General features: G+C 63.9%; 17 protein-coding genes and 3 pseudogenes. 2 read left to right on the top strand and 18 right to left on the bottom strand.

What is annotated here, in order from left to right:
• Positions 1–80: 80 nt before the first annotated feature.
• The 8 genes from ACNFH5_RS02560 to ACNFH5_RS02525 all read right to left on the bottom strand — a co-directional run bounded on the left by ACNFH5_RS02560 (position 81) and on the right by ACNFH5_RS02525 (position 7,975).
• Complete coding sequence (locus tag ACNFH5_RS02560) at positions 81–1,517, bottom strand: NAD(P)(+) transhydrogenase (Re/Si-specific) subunit beta (RefSeq protein ID WP_088420512.1); 1,437 nt, start codon at positions 1,515–1,517, stop codon at positions 81–83.
• A gap of 1 nt (position 1,518) precedes the next feature.
• Positions 1,519–1,833, bottom strand: coding sequence for an NAD(P) transhydrogenase subunit alpha (locus ACNFH5_RS02555; protein WP_015474896.1), 315 nt, complete (start codon positions 1,831–1,833; stop codon positions 1,519–1,521).
• A gap of 61 nt (positions 1,834–1,894) precedes the next feature.
• Entirely contained in the window at positions 1,895–3,013 is a 1,119-nt protein-coding gene (locus tag ACNFH5_RS02550; RefSeq protein ID WP_192403344.1) for a Re/Si-specific NAD(P)(+) transhydrogenase subunit alpha, read from the bottom strand.
• 630 nt (positions 3,014–3,643) lie between these two features.
• The gene (locus ACNFH5_RS02545; RefSeq protein WP_416743982.1) at positions 3,644–4,279 is read right to left on the bottom strand and encodes an SCO family protein; all 636 of its coding nucleotides are present in this window, start codon (positions 4,277–4,279) and stop codon (positions 3,644–3,646) included.
• A gap of 133 nt (positions 4,280–4,412) precedes the next feature.
• Positions 4,413–5,315: a heme o synthase gene (gene cyoE / locus ACNFH5_RS02540; RefSeq protein WP_416743980.1), complete on the bottom strand. Its 903-nt coding sequence runs from the start codon at positions 5,313–5,315 to the stop codon at positions 4,413–4,415.
• A gap of 78 nt (positions 5,316–5,393) precedes the next feature.
• A complete protein-coding gene (locus ACNFH5_RS02535; RefSeq protein WP_416743978.1) occupies positions 5,394–6,467 on the bottom strand; it encodes a COX15/CtaA family protein in 1,074 nt (357 codons plus the stop codon).
• 187 nt (positions 6,468–6,654) lie between these two features.
• Entirely contained in the window at positions 6,655–7,218 is a 564-nt protein-coding gene (locus ACNFH5_RS02530; protein WP_416743976.1) for a hypothetical protein, read from the bottom strand.
• Positions 7,196–7,975: an SURF1 family protein gene (locus ACNFH5_RS02525; RefSeq protein ID WP_416743974.1), complete on the bottom strand. Its 780-nt coding sequence runs from the start codon at positions 7,973–7,975 to the stop codon at positions 7,196–7,198. The genes ACNFH5_RS02530 and ACNFH5_RS02525 overlap by 23 nt, the downstream gene beginning before the upstream one ends.
• A 44-nt stretch (positions 7,976–8,019) precedes the next feature.
• Between ACNFH5_RS02525 and ACNFH5_RS02520 the strand changes: the two genes are divergently transcribed.
• On the top strand, positions 8,020–8,229 hold the full coding sequence (locus ACNFH5_RS02520) for a twin transmembrane helix small protein (protein WP_015474903.1): 210 nt from the start codon (positions 8,020–8,022) through the stop codon (positions 8,227–8,229).
• Positions 8,230–8,336: 107 nt separating this feature from the next.
• Here ACNFH5_RS02520 and ACNFH5_RS02515 read toward each other — a convergent pair whose 3' ends face one another.
• The 4 genes from ACNFH5_RS02515 to coxB all read right to left on the bottom strand — a co-directional run bounded on the left by ACNFH5_RS02515 (position 8,337) and on the right by coxB (position 12,644).
• Positions 8,337–9,224 (bottom strand): cytochrome c oxidase subunit 3, encoded by an 888-nt coding sequence (locus ACNFH5_RS02515; RefSeq protein ID WP_416743972.1) that lies wholly within the window; start codon positions 9,222–9,224, stop codon positions 8,337–8,339.
• A gap of 22 nt (positions 9,225–9,246) precedes the next feature.
• Positions 9,247–9,804 carry a cytochrome c oxidase assembly protein gene (locus ACNFH5_RS02510; protein WP_081518891.1) on the bottom strand — a complete coding sequence of 186 codons (558 nt, stop codon included), beginning with the start codon at positions 9,802–9,804 and terminating at the stop codon, positions 9,247–9,249.
• 109 nt (positions 9,805–9,913) lie between these two features.
• Entirely contained in the window at positions 9,914–11,509 is a 1,596-nt protein-coding gene (gene ctaD, locus ACNFH5_RS02505; RefSeq protein WP_017517728.1) for a cytochrome c oxidase subunit I, read from the bottom strand.
• 10 nt (positions 11,510–11,519) lie between these two features.
• Positions 11,520–12,644, bottom strand: a complete 1,125-nt coding sequence (gene coxB / locus ACNFH5_RS02500) for a cytochrome c oxidase subunit II (RefSeq protein ID WP_416743969.1) — start codon at positions 12,642–12,644, stop codon at positions 11,520–11,522.
• 417 nt (positions 12,645–13,061) lie between these two features.
• Between coxB and ACNFH5_RS02495 the strand changes: the two genes are divergently transcribed.
• Positions 13,062–13,706 carry a hypothetical protein gene (locus ACNFH5_RS02495; RefSeq protein WP_416743967.1) on the top strand — a complete coding sequence of 215 codons (645 nt, stop codon included), beginning with the start codon at positions 13,062–13,064 and terminating at the stop codon, positions 13,704–13,706.
• 3 nt (positions 13,707–13,709) lie between these two features.
• Here ACNFH5_RS02495 and ACNFH5_RS02490 read toward each other — a convergent pair whose 3' ends face one another.
• From ACNFH5_RS02490 to ACNFH5_RS02465, 6 genes and pseudogenes are all read right to left on the bottom strand, one after another.
• Complete coding sequence (locus tag ACNFH5_RS02490; RefSeq protein ID WP_416743965.1) at positions 13,710–15,245, bottom strand: SulP family inorganic anion transporter; 1,536 nt, start codon at positions 15,243–15,245, stop codon at positions 13,710–13,712.
• Between the two features lie 196 nt (positions 15,246–15,441).
• Positions 15,442–16,158: a carbonic anhydrase gene (locus ACNFH5_RS02485; RefSeq protein WP_170858109.1), complete on the bottom strand. Its 717-nt coding sequence runs from the start codon at positions 16,156–16,158 to the stop codon at positions 15,442–15,444.
• 279 nt (positions 16,159–16,437) lie between these two features.
• Positions 16,438–17,496, bottom strand: coding sequence for a PA0069 family radical SAM protein (locus ACNFH5_RS02480; RefSeq protein ID WP_416743963.1), 1,059 nt, complete (start codon positions 17,494–17,496; stop codon positions 16,438–16,440).
• A gap of 214 nt (positions 17,497–17,710) precedes the next feature.
• Positions 17,711–17,815, bottom strand: a pseudogene (locus ACNFH5_RS02475) (hypothetical protein); the annotation flags it as partial.
• Positions 17,816–17,820: 5 nt separating this feature from the next.
• Positions 17,821–17,916 (bottom strand): annotated as a pseudogene (locus ACNFH5_RS02470) (hypothetical protein); the annotation flags it as partial.
• Between the two features lie 323 nt (positions 17,917–18,239).
• A pseudogene (locus tag ACNFH5_RS02465) lies at positions 18,240–18,335 on the bottom strand (hypothetical protein); the annotation flags it as partial.
• Positions 18,336–18,360 lie beyond the last annotated feature (25 nt).

The raw sequence follows: 18,360 nt of genomic DNA, 5'->3' as shown, positions 1-18,360 counted from the left end.
TACCAATGTCCAGCGCTTTTCGTGTTGCCCGAAAGCAAGACACCGACGCAAGGCCGGTGTCTTTTGGATCAGCGGTCGACTTATTCGACGGCCTTGACCATGTCTTCGATGACTTTCTTGGCGTCGCCGAAGACCATCATGGTCTTGTCCAGGTAGAACAGTTCGTTGTCCAGGCCGGCGTAGCCGCTGGCCATCGAGCGCTTGTTGACGATCACGGTCTTGGCTTTGTAGGCCTCGAGGATCGGCATGCCGGCGATCGGCGACTTCGGATCGTTCTTCGCCGCCGGGTTCACCACGTCGTTGGCGCCCAGCACCAGCACCACGTCGGTCTGGCCGAACTCGGAGTTGATGTCTTCCATCTCGAACACCTGCTCGTAAGGCACTTCGGCCTCGGCCAGCAGGACGTTCATGTGGCCCGGCATGCGGCCGGCAACCGGGTGGATGGCGAACTTCACGTTGACGCCGCGATGGGTCAGCTTCTCGGCCAGTTCCATCAGCGCGTGCTGGGCACGGGCCACCGCCAGGCCGTAGCCAGGAACGATGATCACGCTGTCGGCGTTGGTCAGCAGGAAGGAGGCGTCGTCGGCCGAGCCGGATTTCACCGGGCGGGCTTCCTTGGCACCGGCCGGGCCGCCAGCGTCCGCTTCGGCGCCGAAGCCACCGAGGATGACGTTGAAGAACGAGCGGTTCATCGCCTTGCACATGATGTAGGAGAGGATCGCGCCCGAGGAGCCCACCAGGGAGCCGGCGATGATCAGCATCGAGTTGTTCAGCGAGAAGCCGATACCGGCCGCGGCCCAGCCCGAGTAGGAGTTCAGCATCGACACGACCACGGGCATGTCCGCACCGCCGATCGGGATGATGATCAGCACGCCGAGGACGAACGCCAGGGCCAGCATCACCACGAAGGCGGTCAGGTTGCCGGTGAACATGAACAGCAGGCCCAGGCCCAGGGTGGTCAGGCCGAGCACCAGGTTGAGCATGTGTTGGCCGGCGAACTGCACCGGAGCGCCCTGGAACAGGCGGAACTTGTATTTGCCCGACAGCTTGCCGAAGGCGATCACCGAACCGGAGAAGGTGATGGCGCCGATGGCCGCGCCGAGGAACAGCTCCAGGCGGTTACCGGTGGGGATGGTGTCGCCCAGGTTCTGCACGATGCCCAGCGACTGCGGCTCGACCACGGCGGCGATGGCGATGAACACGGCGGCCAGGCCGATCATGCTGTGCATGAAGGCGACCAGTTCCGGCATCTTGGTCATCTCGACGCGCTTGGCCATGATCGAGCCGGCGGTGCCGCCGACCAGCAGGCCGATGATCACGTAGACGATGCCGGTGGTGGCGATCTCGCTGCTGATCTTGAACACCAGTGCGACGGTGGTCAGCGCGGCGATGGCCATGCCGATCATGCCGAACAGGTTGCCGCGACGCGAGGTGGTCGGGTGCGACAGGCCTTTGAGGGCCTGGATGAAGCAGACCGAGGCGATGAGGTAGAGGAGGGTGACGAGGTTCATGCTCATGTCAGTGCTTCTCCGCCTTCGGCGCTTTTTTCTTGAACATTTCCAGCATGCGGCGGGTGACCAGGAAGCCACCGAACACATTCACTGCAGCCAGGGCTACGGCCAGGGTGCCCATGGCCTTACCCAGCGGAGTGACGGTCAGGGCGGCGGCCAGCATGGCGCCGACGATCACGATCGCCGAGATGGCGTTGGTTACTGCCATCAGCGGGGTGTGCAGGGCAGGGGTGACGTTCCAGACCACGTGGTAGCCGACGTAGATCGCCAGCACGAAGATGATCAGGTTGTAGATGCCGTGGGAGATCAGCATGTCTTCCATAGTTTCTCACCGGTCTTCAGGGCCGGACGCGGGGTCCGGCGCGTTCTTATATAAGAAGGGCTCAGCCGTTCTTGCGCACGATCTGGCCGTCACGGCACATCAGGCACGCGGCGACGATGTCGTCTTCCATGTTCACCGTGAAGCCTTCGGCGGTCAGGGTGAGCTTGAGGAAGTCGAGCAGGTTGCGTGCGTAGAGTGCGGAGGCGTCCGCCGGTACCAGTGCGGCCAGGTTGCTCAGGCCGACGATGGTTACGCCGTGCTTGACCACGACCTGGTCGGCCTCGGTCAGCGGGCAGTTGCCGCCCTGGGATGCCGCGAGGTCGATGACCACGGAGCCCGGCTTCATCTCGGCGACAGTCGCTTCATGCAGCAGGGTCGGCGCCTTGCGGCCCGGGATCAGCGCGGTGGTGATGACGATGTCCGACTGCTTGGCGCGCTCGTGCACGGCCTTGGCCTGGCGCTCCATCCACGAGGCCGGCATCGGTCGGGCATAACCGCCGACACCTTCGGCGCACTCGCGCTCTTCGTCGGTCTCGTAAGGGACGTCAACGAACTTGGCGCCCAGGGACTCGATCTGCTCCTTCACCGCCGGACGAACGTCCGAGGCCTCGATCACCGCACCCAGGCGCTTGGCCGTGGCGATGGCCTGCAGGCCGGCAACGCCAGCGCCGAGGATCAGCACGCGGGCGGCCTTAACGGTGCCGGCGGCGGTCATCAGCATCGGCATGAAGCGCGGGTAATGGTGAGCAGCGAGCAACACGGCCTTGTAGCCGGCGATGTTGGCCTGGGAAGAGAGCACGTCCAGGCTCTGCGCGCGGGAAGTACGCGGCGCGGCCTCGAGGGCGAAGGCGGTGACGCCGCGTTCGGCCATGCGGGCGATGTTCTCGTTGTTGAACGGGTTGAGCATGCCGATCAGCACGGTACCCGGCTTCATCTGTGCCAGCTCGCTTTCGCTGGGCGCGACAACCTTCAGCACAAGCTCCGAACCGTAGGCATCGGCGGCAGTGCCGATCTTCGCGCCAACGGCTTCATAGGCGGCATCCGGCTGGCTGGCGCTGACGCCCGCACCGCTCTGAATGACGACCTGATGGCCCTGCCCGATCAGTTTCTTGACCGTCTCCGGCGTTGCTGCGACCCGCGTCTCACCGGCTTGGGTCTCGAGGGGTACACCGATCTGCACTTGCAAATCTCCTGCGTGATCCTGGGATGGTCCGGGCTACTACGTTGGCGACCCGGGTTTTGAACTGGCAACGGTCTATTTTTTGTTTTAAGAGCTTGTTTTCAGACCGGGTTGTGACCCGGCGGCCGCGGCATTGTGCAATCGAACCTGGAGGGCATCAAGAAGTTCTGGAGTGGTACGAAGCGATAACTACAAGTCACGTTTGGACCCGCAGTTTTCCGGTCGCCACCGAGGCCGCGTGAGCCCTGGCGTTAAGCCTAATTGCCTATTGTGACCGGACGGAAATGTCATCCTCGCCGTGAATGACCACCCATCAGAGGCTCCCCATGCCCACCGAAAGGCCCGGTAATCCTGCAACAGGCTCAGGCATAGGTGTTAATTAATGTTTCTAATATGGAGTATGAGTCATTCCTGATGCCTGATTTCCTGTAGCAGATTTTTTACATTGACTACGGGGTCAGGAAATTCGTCAGGATGCTTCAAGGCCGCGCATTACACCGTTCCAGAGCCATGAGACGAGGTTTAGCAGAAAGCTCGGGTTTGTCCGCTACAACGACGAATGACGCAGAAAAAACAACGGCCACCGTTATCGGGTGGCCGCTGGGGGTGAGACACGGTGTCGCGGGTGGCTCAGTTGTTGGCGCTGATCACGCTGGGCAACTGGGCCGCGAGCTTGTCGTTATGCAGCGGTGCGCGGATGAAGCCGTGCTGCGTGCCGTCCGGGCCGATGACCACCAGGTTGCCGCTGTGATCCACGGTGTAGTTGGGCTTGCTGGTGTCCGCCGGGATGTAGGGGATGCTCATCGCGTTGGCCAGCTTCTGCACGTTTTCTTCCGAGCCGGTGATGCCCTTGAAGCCGGCATTGAAGAAGCCGAGGTATTCCTTGATGCGCGGCGCGGTATCGCGGTGCGGGTCGACGCTGACGAATACCACCTGCAGGTTCTTCGCCACTTCCGGCGGCAGCTTGGTCTGCAGTTCGCGCAGTTGTGCCAGGGTGGTGGGGCAGACGTCCGGGCAGAAGGTGTAGCCGAAGAACAGCAGGGACCACTTGTCCTTCAGGCTGGCGGTCTGGAACGGCTGGCCGTCCTGGTCGGTGAAGGTCAGGTCGGGGACGCTACGGGTTTGCGGCAGGATCACGATGCCGGCGTCGAGCAGCACGGTCGGGTCGAGCTGGTGGCGCTGGTTGAGCACCTTCTGGACGGTGAGTCCGAGGATCAGGGCGACGATGGCGACGAGGATGAAGACGGTCTTGTTGACTCGGGTCATGGGGTACTCGTGGGTCGGGACGTCTGGGCTTTGTGTTGCTGTTCGTGCCGTTGGCAGGGGGCGGTGATGTTCGCGAGCAAGCTCGCTCCTACAAACGGAGCTCCCCTGTAGGAGCGAGCTTGCTCGCGAACCCTCAATAGTTCAGGTGCAGCGGCAGGTAGTGGTCCACCAGCAGCGCGATGAACAGCAGGAACAGGTAGGCGATAGAGTACTTGAAGGTCTTGATCGCCGCATGGGGTCGGCTGCCGCAGTAGAGCGCCCAGGCCCAGTCGAGGAAGCGCGCGCCCAGGGCCAGCGCGGCGAGCAGGTAGACCAGCCCGGCCATGTGGATGGCGAAGGGCATCAGCGTCACGGCGAACAGCACCAGGGTGTAGAGCAGGATGTGCAGCTTGGTGTAGTGCTCGCCGTGGGTCACCGGCAGCATCGGGATGTCAGCCTTGGCGTACTCGTCCTTGCGGTGCAGGCACAGCGCCCAGAAGTGCGGCGGCGTCCAGGCGAAGATGATGAGTACCAGCAGCAGCGGTTCGGCGGAAATCTGCCCCGTTACCGCAACCCAGCCCAGCAGCGGCGGGGCGGCGCCGGCGAGGCCGCCGATGACGATGTTCTGTGGTGTGGCCCGCTTGAGAAAACCGGTGTAGAGCGCCGCGTAGCCCAGCAGCGAAGCCAGTGTCAGCCAGGCCGTCAGCGCATTGGTGAAGACCAGCAGGACGGCCATCCCGGCCACCGACAGCAGCATGGCGAAACCCAGAGCGATGGGTGGCGAAACGCGTCCTTCGGCCAGCGGGCGCTTGTGGGTACGCGCCATGATCGAGTCGATGCGCCTGTCCACCACGTGGTTCACCGCCGCCGCGCCGCCGGCGCACAGGCCGATGCCGAGGTTGCCGAATAGCAGCACCTGCCAGGGCACGCCGGCCTTGGTGGCGAGCAGCATGCCGATCAGCGAGGTGATCAGCATGAGCAGCACCACCTTGGGTTTGGTCAGTTCTAACAGGTCGCGCCAGCTGGCTTGGCTGGAAGTGCTGATGACGCTGGCCATGGGCATTTCTCCGTCTTCTGACTTCTGGAATGGGGCCGGCGCGCCTCGGCGCCGGCCGGCGTCGTGCTCAAGCTTGTTTCATCCTTGCGAGGGATAGGCCACCGGGCGCTCCAGAGCGTCCAGGGCAATCGGGCTGCCGGCGGGCAGCTCGACACGTTTCGCCGCGGGCGCGCGCACCCGGTAATTCACCAGCACCAGCATCAGCAGCAGGAAAGCGCCGCCGCCGTTGTGCGCCACCGCCACCGGCAGCGGCAGGTGCAGCAGCACGTTGCTGATCCCCAGGCCGATCTGCAAGGACAGCCCCAGCAGCATCAGTGCGGTAATGCCGATCAGCCCGTGGCGCTGGAGGTTCCAGGCCAGCAGCAGGATCACCGCCGTCACGCCCAGCGCGCCCATGCGGTGGGTCATGTGGATGGCCGTGCGGGCGTCGCTGTCGAGTTGGCCACCGAGATAATTCGGGCCGATGTGCTGGGTAAGGTGGAAGCCGTTGGCGAAGTCCATGTTCGGCCACCACTCGCCGTGGCACATCGGCAGGTCGATGCAGGCCACTGCCGCGTAGTTGCTGCTGACCCAGCCGCCCAGGGCGATCTGCCCGATCACCATCAGCAGGGCCAGCGCCGCCAGCGCGCGCAATTTCGAAGGCAGTTGCAGCGGGGCGAAGGCGCCGGACAGGCGCAGGCTGAGCAGGAACAGCAGCGACAGCGTGGTGAAGCCTCCGAGCAGATGCGCGGTGACCACCTGCGGCCAGAGTTTGAGGGTGACTGTCCACATGCCAAATGCCGCCTGGGCGATCACCACCGCGAGCAGTACCAGCGGCAGGCGCATCGGTTGGCCGTCACGGCCACGCCGCACCAGTGCGTGGACCGCCAGCCCGAGGATCAGCAGGCCGAGGCTGCCGGCGAAGTAGCGGTGGATCATTTCGTTCCAGCCCTTCTGCGCCTCCACCGGCGAGTCGGGGAAGTGCATCTCGGCATGAGCGAGTTGCGCCTCGTTCAGCGGCACGTGGACGAAGCCGTAGCAGCCGGGCCAGTCCGGGCAGCCGAGGCCGGCGTGGGTCAGGCGGGTGTAGGCGCCCAGCAGGATGACCACGAAGGCCAGCGCCGTGGCCAGCACGGCGAGGTAGAAGGCGGGTTTGCGTCTTGCCTGGATCATGCGTCGCTCCCGATCTTGTTGTTGTCTGAGGCTGGCGAGCTCTTAGAACCTGTTAACGATCTGCTGCGCGTCGGCATAACTGCGTTAAAAGCGGGCTGAAAAATGCTCATTTACGCCGCGTAAACTCCGCTTTTTTAGCCCGCTTTTGCCTTGTTCTGCTCTAGCTCGCGAGATCGTAAACAGGTTCTTAACCGATGTTGGACAGCTTCAGCAGCAACTGCAGGTCCTTGAGGATCGACTTGCCGTTGGCCTTGGCGTCGTAGCGCAGCACCAGGTTGCCGTGGGGGTCGACAATCCACAGCTGCGGTTGGGCGCCGGTGTGCTGGTTGGGTGTCAGGCCCAGGCGTTGCAGGCGTGGGTAGTCCTTGTCGAGCAACCCCGTGAACTCGGCTGGCAGCGGTTTGGCGAAGGCCAGCGCGTGTTCGGCGCGGCTGGCTTCGCGGCCCAGGCCGATGTTGATCTGGCGGGCCAGGTAGACCAGTTGCTGGCAGTCGCTGGTGCAGCTTTCCGGCGCGGTGACCAACAGTTGCCAATGCTCGCTCGACTGGTCGGCCTGCACGCCCAGATCGGCCGGGGTCTGCCCGGTGGCGATCAGGTCGCCGCTGTAACTGCGGCCTTCCGGCACCCAGAACTGCAGCTTGTACATCGCGGTGGCGAGCAGCATCGGCCCCAGCACCATGCCGAGGATCAGCAGCAGTTGCACGCGCCCGCGGCGGCGGGCGGAGGAGTCAGGCAGAGTCATGGCGGTCATGGTCGAGGGTCTCCCGTGCGCGACGGATGCCGAGGTAGAGGTAGAGGGCGGAGAGTGCGATGGCCAGGGCGAACCACTGCACGGCGTAGCCGACGTGGCGCTCCGGTGGCATGGCGACGATCGGCCAGTCGGTGTCGAAGGCGGCGTCGCCCGGCTCCAGGCGGATTTCCAGCGGGCTGCCTTCGCGACCCAGCTGATCCCACAGGAAAGGGGCGTCCACCTGGGTGATCAGACGTGGCCAGCCGGCGAGCGGAGCGCTCGGGCCGGTGGACAGCGGGGCGTAGGTCCAGGCATCCAGCAACAGGTCGTGGCTGGGGGTATCGATCTTCGGTGGCACGCGGCGGTCGGGCCAGGGCACCCAGCCGCGATTGACCAGCAGCCACTGGTGGCCGACGCGGTCGAAGAAGGGTTGCAGCACCTCGACGCCGGCCTGGCCGTTGCGGGTGCGGTTGTCGAGCAGGGCGGTATGTTCGGCGTCGAGCTGGCCCTGCAGGCGCACACGAACGTAGCTGCGCGGCGGTTGGCGTTCCAGTTCGGCGATGCTGATCGGGTCCTGCTGGCGCTGCACTTCGGCGGCGGCGAGGAGGGTACGTTTCTCGGCGGCGCGGGACAGTTGCCAGAAGCCCAGGCCGATCAGCACCGGCAGCAGCACGAGGACCACCAGGGTCGGCGCGATACCGGGCCGGAAGGCGCGCGTGGCGCGGCTTCCCTGCGCGGGATCGGGCCGGTGCTCAGATGCGTGCTGGCTATACTGCAAGACATCCCCCTCAACCCCAGTCCCCTGCGGACAGGAGGCCGGTAGTGCTCAAAGCTGCGATCGTTCTGTTGTTGCTGGCGACCGTCGTCAGTCTGTTCAGTGGTCTGTTCTTTCTGGTCAAGGACGAGGGCCACGGCTCGCGGGTGGTCAACGCGCTGACCGTGCGTGTCACCCTGACTGCCCTGACCGTCGCTCTCATCGCCTGGGGTTTCTTCAGCGGCCAACTCGGCAGCTCCGCCCCCTGGCATTTCTGATCCCGCATTGCTTTTCGTAGGAGCGGGCTTGCTCGCGAACCGCACACCCCTGAGGCATCAGGGAAAAGCGTTCGCGAGCAAGCTCGCTCCTACAGGTCCCTCTCGCCTCACAGCACGTAAACGAAGATGAACAGCCCGATCCACACCACGTCGACGAAGTGCCAGTACCAGCTGGCCGCCTCGAAGCCGAAGTGTTTGTCGGCGTCGAAGTGCCCACGGATGATGCGGATCAGCATGATGCTCAGCATGATCGCGCCGATGGTCACGTGGGCGCCGTGGAAGCCCGTGAGCATGAAGAAAGTCGCGCCGTAGATGCCCGAGCCCAGGGTCAGGCCCAGCTCGCTATAGGCCTCGTGGTATTCGTAGGCCTGCAGCACGATGAAGCACGCGCCCAGTGCCACGGTCAGCGCGAGCCACATCTTCAGCGGGCCGCGGTGGTTCTTCTTCAGCGCATGGTGGGCGAAGGTCACGGTGAAGCTGGAGGTAACCAGCAGCAGGGTGTTGATCAGCGGCAGCTTCCACGGATCGATCACTTCCTTGGGCGGCGGGAAGAGCTTGTTGTCCGGGTTGTTCAACTGCGGCCAGCCGGTTTCGAACTGCGGCCAGAGCATATGCGAGATGCCGTGGTGGCCTTCGCCACCCAGCCATGGGTTGACGAAGTGGCGCACGTAGAACAGCGCGCCGAAGAAGGCGGCGAAGAACATCACCTCGGAGAAGATGAACCAGCTCATGCCCCAGCGGAACGAGCGGTCCATCTGCGGGCTGTAGAGCCCGCCGCGGCTTTCCTTGATGACGTTGCCGAACCAGCCGAACAGCATGTACGCCAGGATCAGCCCGCCGGCGAAGAATATCCAGGGGCCGTGGGAGTGTTCCTTGCCGGCGCTCATGTCGTTCATCCAGGTGCCGACGCCAAACATCGTCACCAGCATGCCGAGGGTGGCGATGATCGGCCACTTGCTCTGCGCGGGGACGTAATAGGGATCGTGGGTTGCCATCTCTCTTGTTCTCCTTTGCCCTTCAGCGCTCGTTACTGGCCACGGGTGGCTTGCGGGCAGTGATGTCGAACAGCGTGTAAGCAAGCGTCAGGTGACGCACATCCTTGGGCAGGTCGCGGTCGACGATGAAACGCACCGGCATTTCGATGCGCTCGCCCGGCTGCAGCACCTGCTGGGTGAAACAGAAGCATTCGGTCTTGTGGAAGTAGGTGGCCGCCACCGACGGCGCGATGCTCGGGATCGCCTGGGCGGTCATCGGTTTGTCGGTGGGGTTGTAGGCGACGAACAGCATCTGGTTCACCGCGCCGGGATGCACCACCAATTGTTCGGCCTCGGGGTGGAACTCCCAGACCATGTCGATGTTGTTGTTGGCGACGAACTGGATCTTCACCTCGCGCGACTGATCGACCACCTGGCCGTCGCCCTGGTAGGCGCTGCCGGAGGTCTTGCCGTTGATGCCCAGCGCCTTGCACATCACGTCGTACAGCGGCACCAGGGCGAAGCCGAAGGCGAACATGGCGACCACGGCAATGACCAGCCGGGTTACCAGCTTGCGCGTTTCGATGTTGCCGTCGCTCATCTTGTTGTCCTCTTTTCGTAGGAGCGAGCTTGCTCGCGAACCACTTGAAGCCATGGCCTGCGGGGGAGGCCGGTTCGCGAGCAAGCTCGCTCCTACAAGAGCCAGTTCGTCACTTCACCTCGGGCGGCGTGGTGAAGGTGTGGTAGGGCGCGGGCGAGGGAATCGTCCACTCCAGGCCTTCCGCGCCATCCCACGGCTTGGCCGGTGCCGGCTTGCCGCCCTTGATGCACTTGATGACGATGAACAGGAACAGCAACTGCGTGGTGCCGAACATGAAGGCGCCGATGGACGAGACCATGTTGAAGTCGGCGAACTGCAGGTTGTAGTCCGGAATCCGTCGCGGCATGCCGGCAAGCCCGACGAAGTGCATCGGGAAGAACGCCAGGTTCATGCCGATGAAGCTCATCCAGAAGTGCAGCTTGCCCAGGGTCTCGTCGTACATGTGGCCGGTCCACTTCGGCAGCCAGTAGTAGGCCGAGGCAAAGATGCCGAAGATCGCGCCGGGCACCAGCACGTAGTGGAAGTGCGCCACCACGAAGTAGGTGTCCTGGTACTGGAAGTCCGCCGGGGCGATGGCCAGCATCAGCCCGGAGAAGCCGCCGATGGTGAACAGGATGACGAAGGCCACGGCGAACAGCATCGGCGTCTCGAAGGTCAGCGAACCCTGCCACATGGTCGACGCCCAGTTGAACACCTTCACCCCGGTGGGCACGGCGATCAGCATGGTCGCGTACATGAAGAACAGCTCGCCCACCAGCGGAATGCCCACCACGAACATGTGGTGCGCCCACACGACAAAGGACAGGAAGGCGATCGAGGCGGTGGCGTAGACCATCGAGGTGTAACCGAACAGCGGCTTGCGGCTGAAGGCCGGGATGATCGAGCTGACGGCGCCGAACGCCGGCAGGATCATGATGTACACCTCGGGGTGGCCGAAGAACCAGAACACGTGCTGGAACAGCACCGGGTCGCCGCCGCCGGCCGCGCTGAAGAAGCTGGTGCCGAAGTGGATGTCCATCAGCATCATCGTCACGCAACCTGCCAGCACCGGCATCACCGCGATCAGCAGGAAGGCAGTGATCAGCCAGGTCCAGACGAACAGCGGCATCTTCATCAGTGTCATGCCCGGGGCGCGCAGGTTGAGGATGGTGGCGATCACGTTGATCGCGCCCATGATCGAACTCATGCCCATCAGGTGGATGGCGAAGATGAAGAAGGTCACGCTGTGTGGCGCGAAAGTCGTCGATAACGGCGCGTAGAACGTCCAGCCGAAGTTCGGGCCGCCGCCGGGCATGAACAGGGTGCTCACCAGCAGGCCGAAGGCCGCCGGCAGCAGCCAGAAGCTGAAGTTGTTCATCCGTGGCAGGGCCATGTCCGGCGCGCCGATCATTAGCGGCACCATCCAGTTGGCCAGGCCGACGAAGGCCGGCATCACCGCACCGAAGACCATCACCAGGCCGTGCATGGTGGTCATCTGGTTGAAGAACGCCGGCTCGACGATCTGCAGGCCCGGCTGGAACAGTTCGGCGCGGATCACCATGGCGAAGGAGCCGCCCAGCAGGAAGGCGCAGAAGCTGAACCATAGGTACAGCGTGCCGATGTCCTTGTGGTTGGTGGTCAGTACCCAGCGCATCAGGCCCTTGGCGGGGCCGTGGTGGTGGTCGCCGGCGTGAGAATGGTCGGGGTGATCGATCACTGTACTCATCGCGGCCTCCTTATTGTTGTTTCTGCTTGTAGGCGACCACTTCTTGCGGGGTCACCATGTCGCCGTCGTTGTTGCCCCAGGCATTGCGCTCGTAGGTGATCACCGAAGCGATATCCACTTCCGAGAGCTGCTTGCCGAAGGCCGCCATCGCGGTGCCGCTGACGCCGTTGAAGACGGTCTCCAGGTGGTGCTCCTTCGGCCCGGTGACGATCTTCGAGCCCTTGAGCGCCGGGAACATGGGCGGCATGCCCTGGCCTTCGGGCTGGTGACACGCGGCGCAGACGGTGTGGTAGACCTTGTCGCCGCGGGCGACCAGCTCTTCCTTCGTCCACTCCTTGCTGGTCAGCTCCTTGAGCTTGGCGGCTTCTTCCTTGCGTTCGGCCAGCCACTTGTCGAAGTCGGGCTTGGACTTCACGTCGACGACAATGGGCATGAAGCCGTGGTCCTTGCCGCACAGCTCGGCGCATTGGCCGCGGTAGACGCCGGGCTGGTCGACCTTGGTCCAGGCCTCGTTGACGAAGCCGGGAATGGCGTCGCGCTTGACCGCGAAGGCCGGCACCCACCAGGAGTGGATCACGTCGCTGGAGGTGACCAGGAAACGCACCTTGACCCCTGCCGGCAGCACCAGCGGGTTGTCCACTTCGAGCAGGTAGTGCTCGTCCTTATCGGCCTTGTTGTGGATCTGGTCCTGGGGCGTGGCGAGGTTGGAGAAGAACTCCACGTCCTGGCCCAGGTACTTGTACTGCCACTTCCACTGGTAACCGGTGACCTGCACGTCCAGCTCGGGCTCCGAGGTGTCGTACATGTGGATCAGCGTCTTGGTGGCCGGAACGGCCATCACCACCAGGATCAGGAAGGGAATGACGGTCCAGAGGATTTCCACCGTGGTGCTCTCGTGGAAATGCGCGGGCTGCTGCCCGGTGGACCGGCGGTGGACGATCATCGACCAGAACATCGCGCCAAAGACGACGATGCCAATGACCACGCAGATCCAGAAGATCGTCATGTGCAGATCGAAAACGTTACGGCTGACTTCTGTCGCACCGGGGGCCATGTTGACCGTCCAGGCGGCGTTTGCCTGACTGAAAGCCAAGAGCAAAAGGAAGCCCATCCAGACTCGTGGATGTCGCAGCATTCGGGTTCCCCTTATCGTTGTTTTTATCCCGCCGGCATAGCGCCCTGGCTGCGATCCCCATTGCAGAGGGTTCGAGCCTGAACAAGCCAACGGCCAAGGGAGTGACCGCCAAGACAACTTACTTTGACGTCTTACCTCGGCAGCACGCAGGGCAGGCCGGGTCCATCAGGTTTTCGGTGTGTCGAAGCGGAGTATAGCCACGGGTTGCGACATAACAACGCAGAGTAAAAACTGTGTTTGAAAGACCGAAGTGCGATCTCAAGGCCACGGATGGCGCGGGTTTGGAGTACCATGCTGGCGGTCTGATATGCCGTGCCGGCATAACCAGTTCATGAATATGACAATCGCGTCTTAGCTGCGCCCCGGGTGCGGCTAAGGTCTTTCTTCACTTTCCAAACCCGTTGTCTTGGAGTTGTCATGAACACCGCTGCACTGCGTGAGCTGATCCGGAATGCCCACCTGCTCGAATCCCGCCACGGCCATCTCGCCCGCCTGATCCAGAGCCAACTGCAAAGCCTGCACAAGAGCATCGCCCTGACGGGGGAGGACCCCAGCGGCACGCTGACGCGCTTCGTCCATGCTTACATCGAACAGGTGCCGGACTTCCTCGACGCCGCCAACTCGGTGGCCCGCGCGGCCGGCATCGAGGACCGCATCAAGCCGGTGCTCAAGCTTGCCGAACAGTTCTTCCTCACCCCGCCCGCGCTGCTCGACGGCCATGATGGCCTCGACGCACTGCTGGACGAGGCCTACCTCGCCCATCGCCTGGTGGAAGAGGTGAACGACCGCTACATCGCCCACTTCAACCAGCCGCTGATCCCGCTGGACACCACGGTGGCGAACCTGGTGGCGCACCAGCTGATCGGCGAACCCTTCGCCAACCAACTGGATGAAGCGGTGCACCATGCGGTCAATGGCATGCTCGACGACAGTACCTTCAGTGCCGAGTCCGCCGTCAGCTACCGTGCCCGCCTCAATGATCCGCAGGTGGTCATGGCCTGGCAGCAGTGGCCGTGCCTGTCTCGGCAGTTCGGTGTGGAGCTGGAACTGGGCCGCGACTGAGGCTCAGCCGGCACTCTGCAGCGCGCGCACCCGGCCTTCCACGCGGCGGCGCAGGCCGTTGCCCTCAATGGATAGCCGGCAATCGCTGGCCGCGGCGCTGCGGCCCCAGTCGTCCAGTAACTCCATGCACGCGTGGTCGATGTAGCTCAGGTGTTGCAGCGGTACGCGCAGGTGCGTGCCTGGCTTCACCGATTGCAACGCCTGGGACAGCGCCGGCACCTTGAGGAAGGTGGCAGCGCCGACCAGACGCAGCTCGGCACCGTTGCCCTGGCCGTCATAGCGCAGGTTGATCTTCAGCCGCGCCGCCTTGAATACCAGCTTCAGTACCGTCAGCGCGAAGCCCAGCAGCACACCCGTCAGCAGATCGGTGGCGACGATGGCCAGCGCGGTCGCCGCGTGCACCAGCACTGGCATCCGCCCGTAACGGCCCAGCGAGCGCAGCGCCTTGAGGTCCACCAGCTTGATCCCGGTGTAGACCAGCACGCCGGCCAGGCTGGCGATGGGAATCTGCCGCAGCAACCCGCCCAGCAGCACGACGAACGCCAGCAGCCACAACCCATGGAAGATCGCCGAGGCGCGGCTGCGCGCACCGGCCTGCACATTGGCCGAACTGCGCACAATCACCCCGGTCATCGGCAGCGCGCCGACCAGCCCGCAGAGCATATTGCCGACGCCCTGGGCGGTCAGTTCGCGGTCCATGTCCGAGCGTGGGCCGGTGTGCATGCGGTCCACCGCTGCGGCGGAGAGCAACGTCTCGGCGCTGGCGATGAAGGCCACCACCACGGCGGCCAGCAAAAGCGTCGGGTCGAGTAGCGCAGCAAGGTCGCTCGGGCGGACCCAGTCGACGGCGTCGCCGAGGTTCTCCGGCACGCTCACCCGCAGCACATCGAGCTGCAGTGCGATGCACACCAACGTCGCCAGGCTCACGCCAATCAGCGCACCGGGCAGCATGCGCAACCGGCCCGGCTTGAAGCGGTCCCATAGCGCCATGCAGGCCATGGTGCCGAGCCCGAGCAGCGCCGCATCGAAACCGCTGGCCTCGGACAGCAGCGCCGAGGGGAAGGCCAGCAGGTTATCCAGCCCGGATGCCTGCGGCTTGAGGTCCAGCATGACGTGGACCTGCGATAGCACGATAAGGATGCCGATGCCCGCGAGCATGCCGTAGACCACCGCTGGCGAGGTCACGCGGAACCAGCAGCCCAGACGCAGCCTTCCCGCCAGCAGTTGCAGCGTGCCGGCCAGCAGCAGGATCGGTCCGAGCATGGCAATGCCATGGGTACGCACCAATTCGAAGACCAGCACCGCAAGGCCCGCCGCAGGGCCGCTCACTTGCAGGGGCGAACCGGCGAGAAAGCCGACCACCAGGCCACCGATGATGCCAGTCACCAGGCCCTTGGCCGGCGGCATGCCCGAGGCGATGGCGATGCCCATGCACAACGGCAGGGCAACGAGAAAGACCACCACCGACGCGAGCAGGTCGCGCGGCAGCGCTTGGCGCAGCTGGGAAAATCCGCATGGAACAGAGTGGGAGGCCGACATGGCGCTGTTCTCCTTCAAGCATTTTTCGGGCGCGCGAAAGCCCACGACGCCGGTCTCGACCGCATCGACACGCGCAATTCAGAGGGATGGCGAACGCGGTGGGGGCGTACGCCTCAGGCAGGGATCAAGTCAGAAGCGGGGCGCGGCGTTTGTTCTGCTGGGCCGCCGCGCCCCGGAGCGTACTGGTATCAGCCGCTTATTGGGGGGAGTAGCGCGGGCGCGGGGTCGCACTCGGCGTCGGGCCTTCGCCGTCGAGGGCACGGAAGCGGCCTTCCTGGGCGTCATAGGCCTTGATGGCGCTGGTCTCGATGTCATACACCCAGCCATGGATGAACAGCTGGCCGGAAGCCAGGCGCGCCGCCACGGACGGGTGGGTTTTCAAGTGGTCGAGCTGGGCTACTACGTTCTCCTCGGTCAGCACGCCCAGGTGCTCCTGGGTGGCGCAGCCGCAGGTCTGCGCGACCACGGTGCGAGCCACTTCGGCATGGCGCAGCCAGGCTTTTACCGTGGGCATGCCTTCCAGTGTCTGCGGCGCCAGCACCGCCTTCATCGCGCCACAGTCGGAGTGGCCGCAGACGATGATGTGCTGCACACCCAGCGCCATTACCGCGAACTCGATGGCGGTGGAAACGCCGCCGTTCATCTGGCCATACGGCGGGACCACGTTGCCCACGTTACGGGTGACGAACAGGTCGCCCGGCGAGCTCTGGGTGATCAGCTCCGGGACGATGCGCGAATCGGCACAGGTGATGAACATGGCGCGCGGGTTCTGCGCGTGGGCCAGTTTCTTGAACAGTTCTTCCTGCTGCGGGAAGACCTCATGGCGGAACTGGCGGAAGCCCTCGACGATATGGCGCAGCGCCTCGTCAGCAGATTCGTGGGCGTGATCCTCACCGTGCGTTTTGTCGTTCATGTATCAGCCTCGAAGAATGACGAAGAATTTTCCCACGTCAGCCGACGCTCTCCCTAGGGAGAAAAGACACAGGCGTGGGAAAAAATCTGGCGTGACCGGTTAGTCACTTTATGCGCAAACCTTAGGCAACGAAGATTAAACCAAAATTAAAAAACCGCTCTGGAATGAGCTTTTGCATGATGTTTCGCCGACATTCCAAGATGATATCGGCAAGCTATCATGGCAAGGCGATATTGCGGTGATTGTAATCCGCTGAGCGAAAATTCCGCTGGGCGGCTGTCAGAACAGGCTCATCTGGCTGCGCGGCGGGGCGAATGCCGTGCAGTCCAGGTTGAAGTTGCCGCGCCGGCCCAGGCCCAGACGACGCATGGCCACCTCGAAGCGCTTGGCCAGCAGGTCGGCGAACGGGCCCTCGCCGCGAAAGCGGTGGCCAAAGCGGCTGTCGTAGATTTCCCCGCCGCGCACCTGGCGGATCAGGCTCATCACATGATTGGCGCGCTGCGGGTAGTGCGCCGCCAGCCACTCCTCGAACAGCGGCCCGACTTCGCGGGGCAGGCGCAGCATCATGTAGCTGGCGCTCTGCGCGCCGGCATCGTGAGCAGCCTCCAGCAAGGCTTCCAGATCGCGGTCATTCACCATCGGGATCATCGGCGAACACAGCACGCCCACCGGAATGCCCTGTTCGCGCAGCACGCGGATCGCCCGCAGACGCGCAGACGGCGCGGCGGCGCGGGGTTCGAGGATGCGTTTCAACTCATCGTCCAGGGTGGTCAGGCTGATCATCACCGCGACCAGGTTCTGTCTGGCCAGCTCCGCCAGCAGGTCGAGGTCGCGCAGGATCAACGAGCCCTTGGTGACGATGGTCACCGGGTGGCGGAAGCGCAGCAGCACTTCGAGGATCTGCCGGGTCAGGCGCTGCTGGCGTTCGATGGGCTGGTACGGGTCGGTGTTGGCGCCCAGGTTGATCGGCGCACAGACGTAGCCCTTGCGGCTCAGCTCTTCTTCCAGCACTTCGGCGGCATTGGTCTTGGCGATCAGCTTCGTCTCGAAATCCAGCCCTGGCGACAGGTCCCAGTAGGCGTGGCTGGGCCGCGCGTAGCAGTAGATGCAGCCGTGCTCGCAACCGCGATACGGATTGATCGAGCGGTCGAAGGGAAGGTCCGGCGACTGGTTGCGCGAGATCACCGACTTCGCCCGCTCAGTACGGATTTCGGTCACCTGGGGCTTGGGGACTTCGTCGTACCAGTCGTTTTCCACAGGCACCGAGGTGGTCGGCGCGAAACGGTTGTGTGGATTGCTGGCGGTGCCCCGGCCGCGGGGTGGAAGGGAAGTGGTCATGTGGGAAAGCTCGGAATAAATACTGTATATGAATACAGTAATCCACGGAGTTTTCCACAGCCAGCGTTAACTGCTCGGCGGTCGGCGCGGCTCACCGGGCGCGCCGTCTTTATATGAGAGCGGGGTCTTCGTAGGAGCGAGCTTGCTCGCGAACCGCTTGGCTCCCAAGCAGTGCGGAAATTCTGTTCGCGAGCAAGCTCGCTCCTACTGGGTTCTACATCAGTCGGATGAACAGCCAGTACAGCCCCGCGGCCAGGCCGATGGCCGCCGGCAGCGTCAGCACCCAGGCCAGCAGCATGTTGCGGATGGTCGGCCACTGTCGCACCAGTCGTTATCCACAGGCACCGAGGTGGTCGGCGCGAAACGGTTGTGTGGATTGCTGGCGGTGCCCCGGCCGCGGGGTGGAAGGGAAGTGGTCATGTGGGAAAGCTCGGAATAAATACTGTATATGAATACAGTAATCCATGGAGTTTTCCACAGCCAGCGTTAACTGCTCGGCGGTCGGCGCGGCTCACCGGCACGCCGTCTTTATATGGGAGCAGGCTCTTTGTAGGAGCCTGCTTGCTCGCGAACCGCTTGGCTCCCAAGCAGTGCGGAAATTCTGTTCGCGAGCAAGCTCGCTCCTACAAGGTTCTACATCAGCCGGATGAACAGCCAGTACAGCCCCGCGGCCAGGTCGATGGCTGCCGGTAGCCTCAGCACCCAGGCCAGCAGCATGTTGCGGATGGTCGGCCACGGTCGCACCAGTCGTTATCCACAGGCACCGAGGTGGTCGGCGCGAAACGGTTGTGTGGATTGCTGGCGGTGCCCCGGCCGCGGGGTGGAAGGGAAGTGGTCATGTGGGAAAGCTCGGAATAAATACTG

This window comes from Pseudomonas sp. NY15435 (genome assembly GCF_048068295.1).
GTDB lineage: Bacteria > Pseudomonadota > Gammaproteobacteria > Pseudomonadales > Pseudomonadaceae > Pseudomonas.
The sequence above is the reverse complement of the archived record's forward strand: the minus strand, read 5'-3'. Positions and strand labels throughout refer to the sequence as shown.

Excerpts from the sequence above, each read along its gene's own strand:
- ACNFH5_RS02560 (WP_088420512.1), bottom strand. The coding sequence starts at position 1,517 with ATGAGCATGAACCTCGTCACCCTCCTCTACCTCATCGCCTCGGTCTGC.
- ACNFH5_RS02490 (WP_416743965.1), bottom strand. The coding sequence starts at position 15,245 with ATGTCGGCCTCCCACTCTGTTCCATGCGGATTTTCCCAGCTGCGCCAA.
- ACNFH5_RS02545 (WP_416743982.1), bottom strand. The coding sequence starts at position 4,279 with ATGACCCGAGTCAACAAGACCGTCTTCATCCTCGTCGCCATCGTCGCC.
- ACNFH5_RS02530 (WP_416743976.1), bottom strand. The coding sequence starts at position 7,218 with ATGACCGCCATGACTCTGCCTGACTCCTCCGCCCGCCGCCGCGGGCGC.
- ACNFH5_RS02535 (WP_416743978.1), bottom strand. The coding sequence starts at position 6,467 with ATGATCCAGGCAAGACGCAAACCCGCCTTCTACCTCGCCGTGCTGGCC.
- ctaD (WP_017517728.1), bottom strand. The coding sequence starts at position 11,509 with ATGAGTACAGTGATCGATCACCCCGACCATTCTCACGCCGGCGACCAC.
- ACNFH5_RS02510 (WP_081518891.1), bottom strand. The coding sequence starts at position 9,804 with ATGAGCGACGGCAACATCGAAACGCGCAAGCTGGTAACCCGGCTGGTC.
- ACNFH5_RS02480 (WP_416743963.1), bottom strand. The coding sequence starts at position 17,496 with ATGACCACTTCCCTTCCACCCCGCGGCCGGGGCACCGCCAGCAATCCA.
- coxB (WP_416743969.1), bottom strand. The coding sequence starts at position 12,644 with ATGCTGCGACATCCACGAGTCTGGATGGGCTTCCTTTTGCTCTTGGCT.
- ACNFH5_RS02485 (WP_170858109.1), bottom strand. The coding sequence starts at position 16,158 with ATGAACGACAAAACGCACGGTGAGGATCACGCCCACGAATCTGCTGAC.
- ACNFH5_RS02515 (WP_416743972.1), bottom strand. The coding sequence starts at position 9,224 with ATGGCAACCCACGATCCCTATTACGTCCCCGCGCAGAGCAAGTGGCCG.
- ACNFH5_RS02495 (WP_416743967.1), top strand. The coding sequence starts at position 13,062 with ATGAACACCGCTGCACTGCGTGAGCTGATCCGGAATGCCCACCTGCTC.
- ACNFH5_RS02555 (WP_015474896.1), bottom strand. The coding sequence starts at position 1,833 with ATGGAAGACATGCTGATCTCCCACGGCATCTACAACCTGATCATCTTC.
- cyoE (WP_416743980.1), bottom strand. The coding sequence starts at position 5,315 with ATGGCCAGCGTCATCAGCACTTCCAGCCAAGCCAGCTGGCGCGACCTG.